Source organism: Streptomyces sp. SPB074 (assembly GCF_000154905.1).
In the GTDB taxonomy this organism is placed as follows: domain Bacteria; phylum Actinomycetota; class Actinomycetes; order Streptomycetales; family Streptomycetaceae; genus Streptomyces.
In genome coordinates this window covers 146,288-162,086 of the sequence record NZ_GG770540.1, presented here as the reverse complement: position 1 = coordinate 162,086, position 15,799 = coordinate 146,288, and the positions used below count along the sequence as shown (strand labels likewise).

The window sequence follows — 15,799 nt, the reverse complement described above, 5'->3', positions numbered from 1 at the left end:
GCGGTCATCTGGAACGACTTGGGCGCGGCCTGCGTTCCGCACGCGGCCCTCTGAAAGCCGCACGAATTTACCGCTCGGGGAGGCAAGAAAATGTCAGCGATTCCGCTCAAAGAACACCAGGTCGATCAGCGCTCCGCGTTTCGCAGGTGGGTTGGATTCCCTGCAAGATCATCCGTTCCCCCGCGGGGTGCCCGGGGCACGATCGTGTCGGCGACGGGCTCGGGCAAGACGATCATGGCCGCCGCGTGCGCGCTGGACTGCTTCGCGGACGGGCGGGTCCTGGTCATGGTGCCAACTCTGGACCTGCTCGTGCAGACCGCCCAGGCGTGGCGGGCGGTGGGTCACCGGGCGCCGATGGTCGCGGTGTGCTCGCTGGAGAACGACTCGGTGCTGGACGCGCTCGGGGTGCGAGCCACCACGAACCCGATCCAGCTCGCCCTGTGGGCCGGGCACGGGCCGGTCGTCGTGTTCGCCACCTACGCCTCTCTCGTGGATCGTGAGGACATCGGCGACCCGACCGGGCAGGCGAAGGTTCGTGGGCCGCTGGAGGCCGCTCTGGCGGGCGGGGAGCGCCTCTACGGGCAGCGCATGGACGGCTTCGACCTCGCCATCGTGGACGAGGCCCACGGCACCGCCGGTGACCTCGGCCGTCCGTGGGCGGCGATCCACGACAACCAGCGGATCCCGGCGGACTTCCGGCTCTACCTCACCGCCACCCCGCGCATCCTCGCCTCGCCCCGCCCACAGAAAGGCGCGGACGGCCAGGAGGCCGTGATCGCGACCATGGCCGACGACCCGGACGGCACGTACGGGGCGTGGCTCGCCGAGCTCGGGCTCTCCGAGGCGATCGAGCGGGAGATCCTCGCCGGGTTCGAGATCGACGTCCTGGAGATTCGTGACCCCTCCCCCGTCCTCGGGGAGTCGGAGGAGGCGCGGCGCGGCCGGCGCCTGGCGCTGTTGCAGCCCGCGCTCCTGGAGCACGCGGCCCGCTGGAACCTCAAGACGATGATGACGCTCCACCAGAAGGTCGAGGAAGCCCGCGCCTTCGCGGACAAGCTCCCCGCCACCGCCGCCGCGCTGTACGTCAACGACGTCACGGACGAGGACCTGGCCGCCGCTGACAAGCTCCCGAAGTCGGCGATCGACGCCGAGTTCTACGAACTGGAGGCAGGCCGCCACGTACCCCCCGACCGGGTCTGGTCGGCGTGGCTGTGCGGCGACCACACCGTCGCCGAGCGACGCGAGGCCCTGCACCAGTTCGCCAACGGCATCGACGCGGCCGGGCGCCGGGTCCACCGCGCCTTCCTCGCCAGCGTTCGCGTCCTCGGCGAGGGCGTGGACATCACGGGCGAGCGGGGAGTCGACTCGATCTGCTTCGCGGACACCCGCGGCAGCCAGGTGGAGATCGTGCAGAACATCGGCCGCGCGCTCAGGCTCAACCGCGACGGCAGCACGAAGACCGCCAGGATCATCGTGCCGATCTTCCTGGAGCCCGGCGAAGACCCGACCGACATGGTCGCCTCCGCGAGCTACAAGCCTCTCGTAGCCGTACTCCAGGGCCTGCGCAGCCACGATGAGCGCCTCGTCGAGCAGCTCGCCTCCCGCGCGCTCACCCGCGGCAAGCGCAAGATCCACGTCCAGCGCGACGCGCAGGGGCGGATCGTCTCGAACGGGAGTGAGAGCGACAGCGAGGAGCAGGACGAGGACACCGGCGCCGCTGCCGAGTCCGCGCTGCTCCACTTCTCCAGTCCACGCGACCCTGCGGCCATCGCCGCGTTCCTGCGCACCCGCGTCTACCGGCCCGAATCCCTGGTGTGGCTGCAGGGCTACCGGGCTCTGCTGCGGTGGAGGGCGGAGAACGGCATCACCGGCGTCTACGCGGTCCCGTACGACCTGGAGGTCGAGGTCGGCGTCACCAAGGACTTCCCGCTCGGGCGGTGGGTCCACCAGCAGCGCAGGGCGCTGCGGGCGAGTGAGCTGGAGGAGCGGCGCAAGACGCTGCTGGACGCGCCGGAGGCCGGGATGGTCTGGGAACCGGGCGAGGAAGCCTGGGAGAACAAACTCTCCACGCTCCGCTCCTACCGCCGGGCCACCGGGCACCTCGCACCCCGGCAGGACGCCGTGTGGGGCGAAGGCGAGGCGACGGTGCCCGTCGGGCAGTACATGGCCAACCTCCGCCGGAAGGGCACGAAGAACGGGCTGGGCAAGGACCCCGAACGCGCCGCCCAGCGCGCCAAGCAGCTCACCGAGATCGACCCCGACTGGGACTGCCCCTGGTCGTTGAACTGGCAACGCCACTACCGCGTCCTCGCCGACCTCGTCGACGCCGACGGCACCCTCCCCTGCATCGCACCCGGCATCATGTTCGAAGGCGACGACATCGGCACCTGGCGCTGGAAACAACAAGAACCCGGCACCTGGGCGCAGCTCCTGCCCGAACAGCGCGAGCGCCTGGAGGCGCTGGGCGTACAAGGCGCGGCCCTCCCCGCAGCGGCCCCCGCCCCAGCGGAGCTCCGTCCGGCGCTGACCGCCACCCTTGAGGGGCCGAAGAAGCCGGGGAGCAAGGCCGAGGCGGCGTTCCAGCGGGGCCTGGCAGCCCTGGCGCAGTGGGTGGAGACGGAGGGACAGCGGCCCGTCCCGCGCGGCGCGGTAGTGGACGTGGTGGTCGACGGCGAGACGGTACCGGTGAAACTGGGGGTGTGGCTCTCGAACACCAAATCGAGGCGAGACAGACTCACCGCAGAACAGCGCACCGCCCTCACCACGCTCGGCATGAACTGGGCGTGACAGGCTGCCCGGCTCGTCGTTGAGCGGGGCGGTCAGCGAAGTGGAGGCCCCGGAGCGTCGCGACCGGGCCTTCGATTGCCTCCTAGCACCGGATGGCGGTGCAACATCTACTGCAACACGGGGCCTCTGCCGGCTGTTGAGTCTGCCCGTGAGAACGCCCTCCGACGACACAAGCTGTTGGATAGCGTCCCTCCATGCACATGCAGATAGATCCCCTTGGTGCGTGGGAGAGGCTGCGGGCCAGTCGTTCCAGCCGACCGGGTAGAGCGAGCGGTGGGGCGCGGGCGAAGACGTACGCCACGGCTTTGGAGCAGGCGCAGCAGATGTTCAAGGCTGCCGAGGTCGTGGGGCCGCAGACCCGTCCCCTACTGGTGTTCTATGGCCTGAGTCAGGCTGGCAGAGCGATCGCGGCCGCGGCCGTCGCCCTCAAGGGCGGGGACTGGAACCTGACCTCTCACGGCATCCATGCGTCGGGCTACCACCTGGACTTCGCCGACATCGAGATCCGCACGGATCCTGCTGGCAGCGCCGGCAGCTTCGTACGGCTCAGCGAGCTGCTGCGGTCACAGGTCTGGGGTAATGACACGGTCGTGCGGCTGGAGGAGGTCTGGGACACCCTCCCTGTGAACTTGCAGTACCCGTTGACCGACCGGAAGCGGTTCACGCCCCTCTACGCCAGCGCGGACTCGATCGACGGCACCGAGTTTCACCCACTGCTCACCCTGCACGTCGGCGACATCTTGGACCGCGTCGTAGACGACGGCAGTCGCGCGGCACTGGATGAATTCCTGCAAAGCTACCCCGGCACCGCCGGGTACGAGGAGTTCGCTCGTCGCCGGACGGGAGCTGATGCCGAGCCGGACTACGTGCGTCACCACCCGGACGCCGGCTGGCTCTACATGCACTGGAAGATGCCCGCAGGGACAGGCACCAAAGAGGAGCGCCTGGAGCGCCTGTCCGCGTTGACCCGGAAGTATGCCGGGCATCGCTACTTCTTTCCCGCTGTAGCGGGCCTGCCAGGTGAACTCCACCCGCTGATGGCGTGGTGGGCGGTGCTGTACGCGCTGTCGATGCTCGCCCGCTACCAGCCCGCCCAGTGGGCCAACCACATCAACGTGGACAGCAGCCGACAAGCGGTGCCCATCGAGAAGATCCTGGAAAGGGCCATGGACCACCTACCCGCCCTGATCGCGGACACCATCGAGGAAGTCGCCGCCTGGCCGTAGACGTCAAGCAGAACTCACATCCGTGACTGGGTGTAAGCAACCACAGGATCTGATCAAAGGGTGTTGGGTCTAGTCACGCACAGCTACGCTGGCAGCTCTGTACGCAAGGGGGGTTCATGCTGTTTGAGCAGCGGATGTATGCACACGTCAAGTTCCTTGAATTGATGGCGGAGCTCTACGAGAACGAATTCGAAGACTTCTTCCATCGGCTGATGTGTTTGCGCTACCCAGACTTCCTCGACGTGCGCACGGCTGGCAGCCTGGGTGACAGGTCGGCTGATGGCCTCAGCCTGCATTCGCGAAAGCTGTACGCCTGCTACGCACCGCAGACCGTGAAGCCGGACAAGATCCGCAAGAAGTTCGACGGGGACCTCTCGGGGGCGCTCGCTAAGCGAAAAGGCGAATTCGACACCTTTGTCTTCGTGCACAACGACAGGCGGGGTGTGCATCCGGAAGTCACATCTCTACTGGCAAGTGCGCGGGACAGCATGCCTTCGCTGCGATTCGAGCAGATGGGCACCCGGCGGCTGTGGCGCGAGTGCATGCAGCTTGATCAGATGGAGACCGAGGACGTGCTCCGCTGCGAGATCCCCATCAAGGACACGACTTTCGGCATCGGGATGGAGGACCTGGCGCCGTTACTGAAGCAGCTGCAGGACATCCGCGCCGAGCCCAATCCTCTGGTGTCCCTGCCTGACGTGCCGGTGGAGAAGTTGGACTTCAACCAGATCGAAGGAGCGGATCGGGAGGACCTCCTCCGCGGCATGCGACAGAGCTACCTGGTAGACGCGTTCTACGCCGGAAGCCGGAGCGAGCTGGAGCACGACGAGGTCGCAGAGGGCTTCCGCCTGTACTACCAGCAGGTGCGTCGCGACTACAGCGACGCCGACGACGTTCTTTGGCAGCTCAAGATGTACTTCCTGGGGAACGCCCAGCCGCGACCGAAGGTGCTGCGCGCCGCCCTTGTTGTCCTGGCGCACTTCTTCGAACGATGCGACATCTTCGAGGCCCCGCCCGCTGGCTGGCAGCCTGGCATCGGACTGACCGCATGATCACTCCGACAAAGGGAATCGCTCCTGACCGCTGCCTGCTCGCTGTCGGCGCGCAGGTTCTCCTCCAGCTCGATGAACCGCGGACCGTCAGTCAGACGTGGGCGAGGCTGAAAAGCTGGCGCGCTGATCAGGCCCATACCTCGCCGGTATCGTTCGAGTGGTTCGTTCTGGCCCTGGACATCCTCTTCGCCATGGGTGCGGTGGAGCTGGTCCAGGACGTTCTCGTCGCAAGGAGTACGGATGCTGCGCCGTCTGAGCGCTGACGACGCGCGGTTCAAGACGGTGGAGTTCTCGCCGGGACTGAACCTGCTGGTCGCGGACACCACCTCGTCGTCGGCTGAGACCGACAGTCGTAACAGCGCCGGCAAGTCCAGCCTGATCGAGCTCATACACTTCCTGCTGGGGGCGAAATCCTCCGCGGCGTTGGCCACGAACAAGGCGCTGCGCCACATCACCTTCGGCCTCGCTATGGACTGGCCGTGGCAGGACAATCCGCTTGAGGTACGACGGCGCGGAGACAATCCCAAGGTCGTGTCGCTGAGCCGGGACGTATCCGGCGCGCCGACCGACACGCTCTTCACGGACGGCCAGGACGTCGAGCTGTCCGTGGAGCAGTGGAATCGCGTCATCGAGCGGGATCTCTTCGGGCTGGAGGGTGACCATCCCGGAGTAAGTGGTCGCACGCTCCTGTCGTTCCTCATCCGCCGGGTCTCCGCTCACGGCTTCAACGAGCCGACCCGGACGTTTTCCCGACAGGCGGCCGCCGAGGCATCGTCGAATCTGTCCTACCTCCTCGGGCTGGACTGGCAGTTGGTCAACGGGTACCGCGAGCTCAATGCCCGCAAGGCGACGAGAGACCAGTTGAGGAAGGCCGTCAACGATCCCGTATGGGGTCGGATCGTCGGGTCCACGGCCGATCTGAGGGGCCAGATCACTCTCGCCGAAGCACAGGTCGAACGGCTTCGAACGCAGGTTGCCGCCTTCCAGGTCGTCCCCGAGTACGAGCGCCTCAAAGAGCGCGCAGACCAGGTGAGCCGCCGGATCAAGCAGCTCGCCCAAGACGACGTGATCGACCAGCACAACCTCGAAGAACTCCAGGGCGCGGTCACCGAGACCGCCGACGTCGAGGTCTCCTACCTCGAGCCGGCCTACCGCGAGCTCGGGGTCATCCTCAACGACCAGGTCCGGCGTCGCTTCGACGACGTCAAGGCGTTCCATCACTCCGTCGTACGCAATCGGCGCAGGTTCCTGGAGGAAGAGATCCAGGAACTCACCGGCCGCCTGGCCGCCCGGCGTCAGGAACGTGCCGACCTGGGTGAGGACCAGGCCCGCCTCCTGCGCGAGTTGGCGGACGGTGGAGCGCTGGAAGCGCTGACCGCCCTGCAGACAGCCCTGGGCCGGGAGGAGGCCGCTCTCGGTGCTCTTCGCCACCGCTTCGACGCAGCGCAAGCCCTCGAAGCCAGCGCCCGCCAGATCACCGCTAAGAGCGTTGAACTGCAGCAGGCCGTCGACCTCGACCTCCGAGAGCGCCGCCAGCAGACAGACGAAGCGATCCTGCTGTTCTCCCGGTACGCCCAGCGCCTCTACGGCGAGGGCCGCGAAGCTTACCTCGCCATCGAGGCCGGCCGGACCAGCCTCAGCATCACGCCCCGCATCGACGCCGACGACAGCCGCGGCATCAACAACATGGTCATCTTCTGCTTCGACCTCACCCTGGCCGTCCTCGCACACCGCCACGAGCGCGGCCCCGACTTCCTCATCCACGACAGCCACCTCTACGACGGCGTCGATGAACGGCAGGTCGCACGAGCTCTCGCGCTCGCGGCCGAAGTCACGGAGGAAGAGCACATGCAGTACATCGTCACCCTCAACACCGATACCCTCAGCACCGCTGCCCAGCGCGGATTCAACCCCGAACCTCACATCCGTAGCCCCCGCCTCACCGACGACGAAGAGGGCGGCCTCTTCGGCTTCCGCTTCAAAGCCGCAGGCAAGGCATAGCCACAGCCAGAACGCGCGCCCGGCCACGCTGCTCAGTCTGCGGCTGCGGCCGGACCGCCGACAGAGAGATCTAACGTCGCTGACCACCTGCTCGAATGCCGAAAAGGCTGAGGGGGGGGAGATCAGCAATTGCTGATCTCCCCCCCCTCAGCCCTGTTCTACGGGTGGGGGCCGATGACGAGGACGGTGATGACCGAGATCGTCTCCCCCGCCGCGGTCCTCTCATCCGGCCCGTACATCCAGTAGATGCGCCAAGCGCTCGGGTTCTGGTTCTCAACGTAGGAGTCCCAGACCTTCTCCGAGGCGTGCCCGGGGAAGTTCTCGTACTGGTGGGAGTGCAGGCCGGGGTGGCGCGGGTTGGCCTGCAGGCGGGCGAGTGCGTTGTTGACCTTCTTCAGCTTGGCCGGGTCGGCCTTCGAGCCGATGGTCAGGCGGTTCAGGGTCTCGTCGGCATCTTCGGTGAAGCGGAGGGTGGGCACCTGGTTCTAGTCCTCGTCGTCCTCTTCGAGGTAGTGCGAGAAATCGCCGCGGTCGATGGTCTTACCGGCCTTGGCCTGCTTGATCCCTGTGCGGATGCGCTCGGCGAGGTGCGGGTCGTTCCACACCCGCATCTCCCGCTCCGGGATGGAGACGACCGGGGTCAGCAACAGCACGCCGTCCGGGTTGCTCTCGACTCGATACCGGCGGCCCGGACGGGCTCCGGCACGACCGAGGGAAACTCGTCCGCGGCTGTCGACCTCAGTCTCGGCGACGATCTCGAACTCCTCGCGCTCGTGAATGGCGGTCATGTGCGTGCTCCTCGGTTCCGCCGGAGGGCTCTCCACGGCTCATGCCTCTCCGATCGGGAGGCAGGCCTTCCAGCTCCTAGCACCAAGGTACCCGCGTTGGGGAAAGTGGGTAACTCCCACTTTCGTGATTCTCCTCTCCTCATTGCCCAAGGGCTTGGGCATCACCTGTGGTCTCGACGGGGTTATCCGTGGAGGGGGCCTTCTTCCGCGCGGAGCGTGCGATGAACGGCGGGAGCAGCACGTAGCGGTTGACCTCGGCCGTCCCGGTCGGGCTGAGCGGGGCGGCGATGTAGGTCTTGTGGACCTGGAGCACACCCTCCTTCGCCAGCTGCCGGAAGCCGCGCTCGGCGGTATCGGGCGACCACCCGTACCACTCCTTCATCCGCTCAGTCGGAAGCTCGAAGAAGGCCGGCTCGCAGCTGGCCGTCAACAGCATGGCTAGGGCCGGGAGGCCGAGCTGGTCGATCAGGCCGGTACGCCAAAGCTCGAACGGGATCTTCAGGTAGGCGTCGCGGTTCTGGTTGCCAGGCCGGGTGTACGGATCGAGACTTCCGTCCTCGCGCAGCAGCGTGACCTGGATGTCCCAGGTTCCTTTGGGCCGCTCGTAGGTGATCAGGCGGCGTTCCTCGAGACGCTTGAGGACCTTGGTCACCGCTGTGCGAGCGGAGGCCGGTGTCGCGTCCTCCGTGGTTCCGAAGGTTCTGGCCCACACCATGCCGGGGAGGGTGGTGCTCCACCCCGACTCGGCGGTCTCGGCACTGGTGATCGCGACGATGAACAGGTAGGCGCGCAGGCCGCGCACGTCTCCGTTGGTGACGAACTCGGCCAGTCGGCTGGACCGGTCAGCCTCGTCTCGCTTCTTCTGCACGAACGCCCGCCGGATGGGCGCGAAGTCGCGCGCGGCCCGCTCGAGGAGGGCTTCCCGCGTCTGGGCGGGAGAGGCGACCGGCTTCTGGGATGTCTGCTGCTTCACACCACAGAACATGCCGGACGGGCACCCCACAGGGCAAACAATTCAACTTCCGCAGTTCAGACGCTGTAGCGGGTGTCTGGAATATACGCGTGACGATGACATCTGACGATGACCGTGACGAGTTCAATGTCAATGACACTAGTAGGTGAGGTTCAGAAGGCGCAGCGCTGAACCCCGGGGGTCCCCGGCAGGGGAACCATCCTCAGAAGCAGAAACTGCCGCCCGCTTCGCCAGAAATCCGCGAAGGTCCCCTGAGGGGCCCAGAGGCCCCTCCCCCGCCCCCGAAGTTGCCCTCCCGCCATCGGGCCCGACTAGGGGCTCTGTAGCCGCTCCAGCCAGCCCCGCCGGGGAATCACATGTGGTGGCTGAAACCCTGCCGATCCCCCTCATGCACCGGCGCCGAGGGCAACTACGCGGCCAGGCCCGCACGCGCGGCAAACAGCTACACGCCGTGGGGAAAGACAGGCGTTCTCCGCTGCCGACGAAGAACCTGGCGGGTCGGGACCGGGCCCGCAGGTCACACGGTCGGGGGACCTGCAGCTTCCAGGCGGTCCAGTCGTTCGTAGAGGGCGCGGATCAGGCGCGCGCGGTTCTGGACGCAGTGGGCGGTTCCCTTGATGGGGGCGGCCAGGAGGGTGTGGGCCTCGTCGAGGACGAGGTGGGCGGGCTCCCGGGGGCCGTTGTCTTCGGGCAGTGGGTGCGCGGCGTGCTGGATGCGGGTGGCGAGGGCGCGGGCGTGGGCGTTGAGCTGGAGGCTGATCTGTTCGTAGTCGCGGGCTTCGAGGGGGTTGTTGTCGGTCCAGGCGAGGACGGCGTTGACGAGGCTCTCGTAGGGGGCGCGGTGGGGTGGGAGCTGGGCTTCGATGAGGGCGTCGGGGTCGTGGAGGATCGTGTGCTTGCTGGTGTGCATATGGGGGGCCTTGCCGCGCGGGCGGTCTGCGGGGCCGCCAGGCTGGTGGGTGGCGCTGACGGTAGGCCAGGAGCGGAGTGGGCTCCTACTGGGTTGCGGAGGATTGCGGGAATTCACCCGAGGGTGTCGAGTGCGGCCTGGATGAGGGAGCGGGCGGCGTCGCCGTAGACGGCCATGTCCGCAAGGTGGCCGAAGGCCTTGGCGTAGTCGGCGAGCTCGCGCGGCTGTGTCACCTTGATCTCGGCCGTCAGGGTCTCGACGACGGCCAGGTCGTCGTCGTGGAGGTAGAAGGCCTCCAGCGGCCACACCGTGCGCGGGGCGGTGAACGGGATGATCCCCAGCGAGACGGAGGGGAGCGGCATGACGTCCAGGAGGTGGCGCAGCTGCCCGCGCATCGCGTCGGGGGTGGCGGTGCGGTAGCGCAGAACGGATTCCTCGAGGAGGACGAGGTAGCGGTGGTGGCCTTCGTAGAGGAAGCGGGAGCGGGCGATGCGGGCGGCGACGGCCTCGGAGACATCGTCGGGGGTGCCCTGGAAGGCGGTGATCTTCTCCATGAGGGCGGTCGCGAAGGCGGGGGTCTGGAGGAAGCCGGGCGGGACGTTGGAGACGTAGACGCGGCACAGGCGGGTGCGGGCGTGCAGGGTGTTGAGGTCCTGCTGGGTCTTGCGCATGCCGGTGCGGTGCAGGCGGCGCCACTCCATGTACATCGAGTCCACGGCGCGGGCGATGGCGATGAGGTCCTCGGCCTGGTCGCCCGCGCCGCACGCCGCGCACCAAGCGCGCAGGTCCGCGTCAGAGGGCGGGGCGGCGCCCTTCTGGATGCGGGTGGTCTTCGCAGGGTGCCAGCCGCACCGGGCCGAGAGCTCCTTGCCCGTGAGGCCGGCGTCCTTGCGCAGGTGCTGCAAACGGACGGCGAGCGCCTCGCGGGCGGCCTGTGCGCTGGAGGACGGGGATGCGCTCACGATGCTCTGCTCAGTGGGCCTGGACGGTGTACTTCTCGTGCGGGATGCCGCGCTCCCAGACCGTCTCGAAGGCGGCGTGGCACAGCGCGACGGCGGCCGGGGCGGTGGTGCGTTCCTTGCCGTCCGCTGCCCAGTCGCCAGCGCCGGTGAAGTGGTGGAACTGCACGAGCTGGTCGTCCAGGAGCCAGAAGTCGTTGCCGGGCAGCGGAATGTCGCTCGCGTGACGGCGGGGCAGCCAGCGCACGTCCTCACCGGCCTGAAGGTTGAGCGGGGTGATGGCGTGCTCGTAGCGGATGTAGTCCGTGACCGGCTCGGACACGATCCGCGCCCGGCGCATCCGCACGCCGCGGGCGACCGCGCCCTGCACGAGCGGCATCCACTGCGGCCAGAACGAGCGGCCGGGGTCGAGGCTGGGGACGCCGGTCTGGAGGAAGGAGGCGAAGTCCTCGGCTTCGTCGCCGACTGCGTACAGGTCGCGCATCTCCAGGTGGACCGCCGTGCGGTGGGTGGCGGCGAGCAGCTCAGCGAACGTCGCGGTGTTCAGCTGCTGCGCGTTCAGCGGCATCGCACGCCTCCCTCAGAATCTGCACCATGCGGACCGGGATCCGGATCACCCGCTCATGCGGCGGGATCCCCGCCCGGTGGCCGGCGACCCACTCGGTGGAGCCGACCAACGACTTGAGGACGGCGTCGGCTTCCTCGCCCTGCAGGACCAGGTCCGCGCTCTCCTCCTCCACCCACACCGTCGGTGATCCCTCGCCGCCGGTGTTCGGATCGATCCCGACGAACCGTAACGCCATGGCGTACTCCCCTGTGAATCGGTTGCGCGTAGTTGCGCGCGCCGACCGTCCCGCGTCGGGGGGCCGGCGTCAAGAGCCCCTGGTCGACCGGTGAGTACCGGGGAGCGGCGGGTGTTCGGAACGTGGGCCCTATGGCGCGGGGGTGGTTTCTGAGGCGCGTCCGACCCATGCCTGATGGCGGAGCCCGACGTGGAGACCCTCGCGCAGACGTCCGCGCAGGACTCCGACGCGGGTTCGGCCCTCCAGCACCTGCAGACCGCTGCCGGGTGGGGCCAGGAGGCGCCGGTCGATCAGGAGGGGCGAGCGCAGCCACGTCCCGTGTTCTTCCCAGTGCCGGCCGACTTCTTGGGGGCGGACCGCGACCCAGTGCACCAGGTTCTCGGCGTACTCCTCGATGCAGCCGGTGTCGGACGCCCCGGTCGGCATCCCGTGGAAGTCCGCGGCCGGGATCGTCCTAAGCCGCCAGGTGAGGTTGTGCAGGTCGATGCTGCCGTAGTCGGTGACGAAGGGCGCGTTGTCGCCGTGGTCGTAGAGGAACTGTTCAACGACGTCGTCCGGCCACTGGAGAGAGGCCACGGCCGGGTCGGCGCGAAAGCGGTCGTAGCCGTAGTCGAGGCCGCCGGCTCGGCGACGCTTCATCAGGGGGCTGAGGTCTTCCAGCTTCATGCCCTCAGGTGTAGCGCAGCCTTGGCGCGGGGGCGGGCGCGGCGACGCGTCGTAAGTGGCGTTCCAGACGATCGCGTCTGCGCCAGGTTGTCGGGGAAGTCGGGCGCGACCATCTCATCAGCAGGTCGCTTGTGCGAATCTCGTGTCACTTCGGACGCGCTTGCCTCTTGGCGCGGCATCGGGTGCGGACCAGCGTGGTCGGCCCCATGGTCGGATCTCGGACGCCTTGCGCGGAAGCGCGCCCCCTTGTGCCCGGCGTCGGCTATACCGGGATGGTTCCGATCAACTCGCCCGCCGTGCCGAAGGAGCCCCCTGCCCATGACCGACGCCGCGAACGCCGACTCCAGCAGTCGCGCCAACCGTGTGATCACGATCGTCGCGGTCGTCATCGGCCTAGCCTTCACCGGTCTATGGACCTTCATCTCCATCCCGCAGCTCATGGACTTCATCGGCGACCGGGACGTCACCCCGCCCGTGATCGGAGCCATCGCGGTCCTCGTTGGTCCTGCCTTGTTCTGGTCATTCATCGGTCTCGGTATCGGCATGAGCGCCCTCGGCTGGGCTGCCGGGCTCACCGTCACCGGCATCTTCATCAGCCTCACCGGCGGGTCTCTCCTCTCTGCCTCCGACGGCCACGGGTTCTCCTACTGGCTGTTCATCACCCTGCTCGTCGCCTGCAACGTCGGTGCATTCTGCGTTATCCCCTACGTCCTGGTCCGCTGCACGGTCAGACGCCCCCGTTGAACAGCGCGCGGCCACCGGGCCACCGCCCCAGCTCGGTCATCAAGGCGACGCCGTCCTCGATCTCTTCCGGCCGCCAGCCGGTGATGTCGAGCAGCAGGCCGTCCGGCGGGCCACCGACCAGGACGGCGTACGTCTGGTGCGGCAGCGGGCCGGGGTTCGGGTCCTCGTGGTCGTGGCCGTACACCCGGCCGCGCAGCAGCTGCTCGTCACCCTCGTTCATCCGACCAGGCTCCCAGCCGCCACCGACAGCGCAGTCGGCAGCGGCGGGCCCGGCCTGGATGGAGGCCGAGCCCGCCCTGCTCACTGCGGCTTGGGCAACGCGGTCAGCGCCCGCCGGCCCTCACCATGGCCGACGACCCGCCACACCGGCCGGTCAGCCCCGTCATGGGTGAGCCGGTGCAGGGTCGTCGTCGCCACCGTGATCCGCCAGTTCGGCCGGGCACGCTCGTGGAAGGTGGCCTCCCTCGTGTCCGGGGCCGCACGGCGCGAGGCCGGGGCGAAGACGAACAGCAGCGGCGGGAAGGGCCGCTCCAGCGATGGCCCGGCGTAGGTCTCCTGCCAGTGGCTGCGCGGGGGGCGTGCGGCGTTTCCGCGTCCGGACGGCGGCGCGTTGCGGTAGGCGTCGTAGCGTTCCAGCTTGGCGAGCAGGCGGGCGTAGGACATGGTGCGGTCGATCTCCACGAACGCGCTGGAGCCATCGGCCAGGAGCGCTACGGCATCGGGCAGAAGGTTCCCGGCGGGGGTGGGGTGGGGAACTTCCACCTGCCAGTCGGCGTGGTCGGCCAGCCCGGCCTGGTGGAAGGCGATGACGGTGTCGACCAGGGCGAGGCCGTGCTCGCGCAGGCCCGTCTTGCTGGCCGCGATGCGCTTGCCCGTCGTCCGTCCGGTCGTCGGCGCGAGCTCACCGGAGGCGGCGGCTTCGGCGAGGCCCGCCGGGGTGCAGTACCAGTAGCTCTGCTGGGCGCGGTGGGTCCGGCCGACCAGAGCCGGGGATTCGCCGAGCAGGTTGCGCAGCGCACGGCGGACATGGTCGGTGTCCTGCTGATGGGGCAGCAGCAGCGCCTTGAGCTGGCGGGGTGTGGCCAGGCGCAGCTGGGCGAGGGTGAGCAGGACCTCCCCGCGGAGGTCCGCGCCGGCCTTCGACGCCGCCTTCCGGGGCCGGGACGCTTCTCCAGGGGCATCAGGAACAGGAGAAGAGGAGTTGCAACCGGCAGGGGCAGGCGAATCGGGGGTCTGATCAGCAACAACCGTCAGACAACGGCTGGAGACTGCGGGGCTGAGAGCGGGGCTTGTCTCAGGGCTCGGAGCGGGGCTCGCCGTCGCAGCGGTGTCCGTCGGAGCGGGCGGAGTGTGCGGGTCGGGCGGAGTGTGCGGGTCGGGTGCGGTAGTCATCGCGGCCTCGGGTTTCTCCGGCCGTACGTGGCCGGGTCGGCGGTTGTCCGGCCCGAGCGCGGGTCTGCGCGCGGGCCGGAGCCACCGTGAGGAAGGACCCCTTGTCCGCGGTCTGCCGATCAACGACGGCGGGTGTCCGATTCCTCCTTGACCACCCCCATGTCCTCCTGTTTTGTCCGTGAGCGGCATCATGATCGGCTCCCTGTCCCCCGCCAGGCTGACAGCAAGAGCAAAGCTCCCGCCGGACCGGGGAATGTGCTCTAGCGTGAGCGTCCCGTCACCCGCTTGGCAGAGGAGCTCAACGTGCCCGAGGTATGGATCGGCCCGCGCCGCTACGCGACGAAGAAGGCCCGACAGGAAGCGGCGCAGGCGGTTCTGGGCCGCTACGGCTTCGGGCAGGCATCGACCGGGAGGACGACGACCTGCTGTTGCGGGACCTGCTGGACATGCACCCCGACGCGGCGGAGAAGGTCGGCCCGGGGGTGGACCGCTTCCGGATCATCCCCACCCCGCGCGGTCACCACAAAGGCCCGGAAGCGGTCCAGGTCGACGGCAGCAAGGTCGCCTTCTCGTACAAGAAGTGCCTGGCCCCTCCCACCCACCGGCAGCGCGTGCTGGCCTCGATGCGCACCGAGGTCCAACCGCAGGTCAACGCCTACTACGAGTCGCGCAAGGCGTCGAACACGCTCGTGTCCGACGAGAGCGGCCAGCCTCTGGCCACCGACGCCACGCACGTCGCCTACTTCCAGGGCCCGCGCTTCCACGACATCGCGACGGAGTTCGTCCAGGCCGCCGGCGGCTTCGATGCCGTCGACCTGACCGCAGAGACAGCGCGGGGGCTGGCCCTGTTCACCGACCGGCCCCTGGCGGAACGCTGGCACGCCCACTACCAGGAGCACGCCGTACTCGGGCTCCTGTCGGCCAAAGAGAACCTGCGCCGCCCGCGCGTGTAGCGCACTGGATGTCCGGGCTGGCAGCGCGCGGGTGCGGACCGGCACGCATGGTGCGTTGAGTTGCGCGCGTTCCCCACCCGGTGGAGCGCACCGGGTGGACTCTTCCCGCGCCTGGTGCGCTTCGCGGCGGCCTCCACTCTCCACTCGGCGCGGACGGTGTCGTGCGCTTCCACCCGGTGGACCGCACCGCGATGCGGCGATGCACGGCATCCTCCGCGCCACGCACTGCCCCTACGGACGGTGACGGTGCGCGGTGCGGCGGGAGGGAGAAGTCTCCCCTCGCGCATCGGGCATCAAGGGCGCGATGCGAGGCGTTTCCGTGGGTGGTAGCGGAGTGTGTCAAGGGGAAACGTCGAAGATCACGCCGAAACTCGTAGCTGGACAAGGGTTGCTTTCCACCGGATGGGCTGGATGGAATTTGGCGGCGCACCCGGTCAAGGGGGGGGCATCGAGTGGAGCGGACGGGAGTGGCGGTCACTCCGACGCGCGGCAGTGGAACGCGCGGTGCGGCGCACCGGTGCGGTGGTGCGGCGGGTGGGAGTGCA

General features: G+C 68.5%; 17 protein-coding genes. 7 read left to right on the top strand and 10 right to left on the bottom strand.

Going from position 1 to position 15,799, the window contains the following annotated elements:
• Positions 1–90: 90 nt before the first annotated feature.
• The 5 genes from SSBG_RS30035 (at position 91) to SSBG_RS30015 (ending at position 7,066) form a co-directional block, all read left to right on the top strand.
• On the top strand, positions 91–2,787 hold the full coding sequence (locus SSBG_RS30035; RefSeq protein ID WP_008749773.1) for a DEAD/DEAH box helicase: 2,697 nt from the start codon (positions 91–93) through the stop codon (positions 2,785–2,787).
• A 194-nt stretch (positions 2,788–2,981) separates the two neighbouring features.
• Positions 2,982–4,013: a YaaC family protein gene (locus SSBG_RS30030; protein WP_008749772.1), complete on the top strand. Its 1,032-nt coding sequence runs from the start codon at positions 2,982–2,984 to the stop codon at positions 4,011–4,013.
• A gap of 116 nt (positions 4,014–4,129) precedes the next feature.
• On the top strand, positions 4,130–5,065 hold the full coding sequence (locus SSBG_RS30025; protein ID WP_050776960.1) for an ABC-three component system protein: 936 nt from the start codon (positions 4,130–4,132) through the stop codon (positions 5,063–5,065).
• Positions 5,062–5,328, top strand: coding sequence for an ABC-three component system middle component 6 (locus SSBG_RS30020; protein ID WP_037872348.1), 267 nt, complete (start codon positions 5,062–5,064; stop codon positions 5,326–5,328). The genes SSBG_RS30025 and SSBG_RS30020 overlap by 4 nt, the downstream gene beginning before the upstream one ends.
• A complete protein-coding gene (locus tag SSBG_RS30015; protein WP_008749770.1) occupies positions 5,306–7,066 on the top strand; it encodes an ABC-three component system protein in 1,761 nt (586 codons plus the stop codon). The genes SSBG_RS30020 and SSBG_RS30015 overlap by 23 nt, the downstream gene beginning before the upstream one ends.
• 158 nt (positions 7,067–7,224) lie before the next feature.
• Here SSBG_RS30015 and SSBG_RS30010 read toward each other — a convergent pair whose 3' ends face one another.
• The 8 genes from SSBG_RS30010 to SSBG_RS29975 form a co-directional block, all read right to left on the bottom strand.
• Positions 7,225–7,545 carry a hypothetical protein gene (locus SSBG_RS30010; RefSeq protein WP_008749769.1) on the bottom strand — a complete coding sequence of 107 codons (321 nt, stop codon included), beginning with the start codon at positions 7,543–7,545 and terminating at the stop codon, positions 7,225–7,227.
• A gap of 6 nt (positions 7,546–7,551) precedes the next feature.
• Positions 7,552–7,854 (bottom strand): hypothetical protein, encoded by a 303-nt coding sequence (locus SSBG_RS30005; RefSeq protein ID WP_037872346.1) that lies wholly within the window; start codon positions 7,852–7,854, stop codon positions 7,552–7,554.
• Positions 7,855–7,993: 139 nt separating this feature from the next.
• Positions 7,994–8,827 (bottom strand): hypothetical protein, encoded by an 834-nt coding sequence (locus tag SSBG_RS30000; protein WP_050776959.1) that lies wholly within the window; start codon positions 8,825–8,827, stop codon positions 7,994–7,996.
• 517 nt (positions 8,828–9,344) lie between these two features.
• The gene (locus tag SSBG_RS29995) at positions 9,345–9,737 is read right to left on the bottom strand and encodes a DUF6415 family natural product biosynthesis protein (protein WP_008749766.1); all 393 of its coding nucleotides are present in this window, start codon (positions 9,735–9,737) and stop codon (positions 9,345–9,347) included.
• 113 nt (positions 9,738–9,850) lie between these two features.
• Complete coding sequence (locus tag SSBG_RS29990) at positions 9,851–10,699, bottom strand: helix-turn-helix domain-containing protein (protein WP_037872343.1); 849 nt, start codon at positions 10,697–10,699, stop codon at positions 9,851–9,853.
• A gap of 10 nt (positions 10,700–10,709) precedes the next feature.
• Complete coding sequence (locus tag SSBG_RS29985; protein WP_086023121.1) at positions 10,710–11,264, bottom strand: DUF6879 family protein; 555 nt, start codon at positions 11,262–11,264, stop codon at positions 10,710–10,712.
• Positions 11,221–11,499 (bottom strand): hypothetical protein, encoded by a 279-nt coding sequence (locus SSBG_RS29980; RefSeq protein WP_008749763.1) that lies wholly within the window; start codon positions 11,497–11,499, stop codon positions 11,221–11,223. The genes SSBG_RS29985 and SSBG_RS29980 overlap by 44 nt, the downstream gene beginning before the upstream one ends.
• A gap of 129 nt (positions 11,500–11,628) precedes the next feature.
• Positions 11,629–12,165 carry a hypothetical protein gene (locus tag SSBG_RS29975; protein ID WP_008749762.1) on the bottom strand — a complete coding sequence of 179 codons (537 nt, stop codon included), beginning with the start codon at positions 12,163–12,165 and terminating at the stop codon, positions 11,629–11,631.
• Between the two features lie 318 nt (positions 12,166–12,483).
• Between SSBG_RS29975 and SSBG_RS29970 the strand changes: the two genes are divergently transcribed.
• On the top strand, positions 12,484–12,909 hold the full coding sequence (locus SSBG_RS29970) for a hypothetical protein (protein ID WP_008749761.1): 426 nt from the start codon (positions 12,484–12,486) through the stop codon (positions 12,907–12,909).
• Here SSBG_RS29970 and SSBG_RS29965 read toward each other — a convergent pair.
• The gene (locus SSBG_RS29965) at positions 12,893–13,129 is read right to left on the bottom strand and encodes a hypothetical protein (RefSeq protein ID WP_050776958.1); all 237 of its coding nucleotides are present in this window, start codon (positions 13,127–13,129) and stop codon (positions 12,893–12,895) included. The genes SSBG_RS29970 and SSBG_RS29965 overlap by 17 nt on opposite strands.
• A gap of 80 nt (positions 13,130–13,209) precedes the next feature.
• The gene (locus SSBG_RS29960) at positions 13,210–14,301 is read right to left on the bottom strand and encodes a replication-relaxation family protein (RefSeq protein ID WP_037872342.1); all 1,092 of its coding nucleotides are present in this window, start codon (positions 14,299–14,301) and stop codon (positions 13,210–13,212) included.
• A gap of 428 nt (positions 14,302–14,729) precedes the next feature.
• Between SSBG_RS29960 and SSBG_RS29955 the strand changes: the two genes are divergently transcribed.
• Positions 14,730–15,254, top strand: a complete 525-nt coding sequence (locus tag SSBG_RS29955) for a DUF3223 domain-containing protein (RefSeq protein ID WP_234010805.1) — start codon at positions 14,730–14,732, stop codon at positions 15,252–15,254.
• The last annotated feature ends 545 nt before the right edge of the window (positions 15,255–15,799 follow it).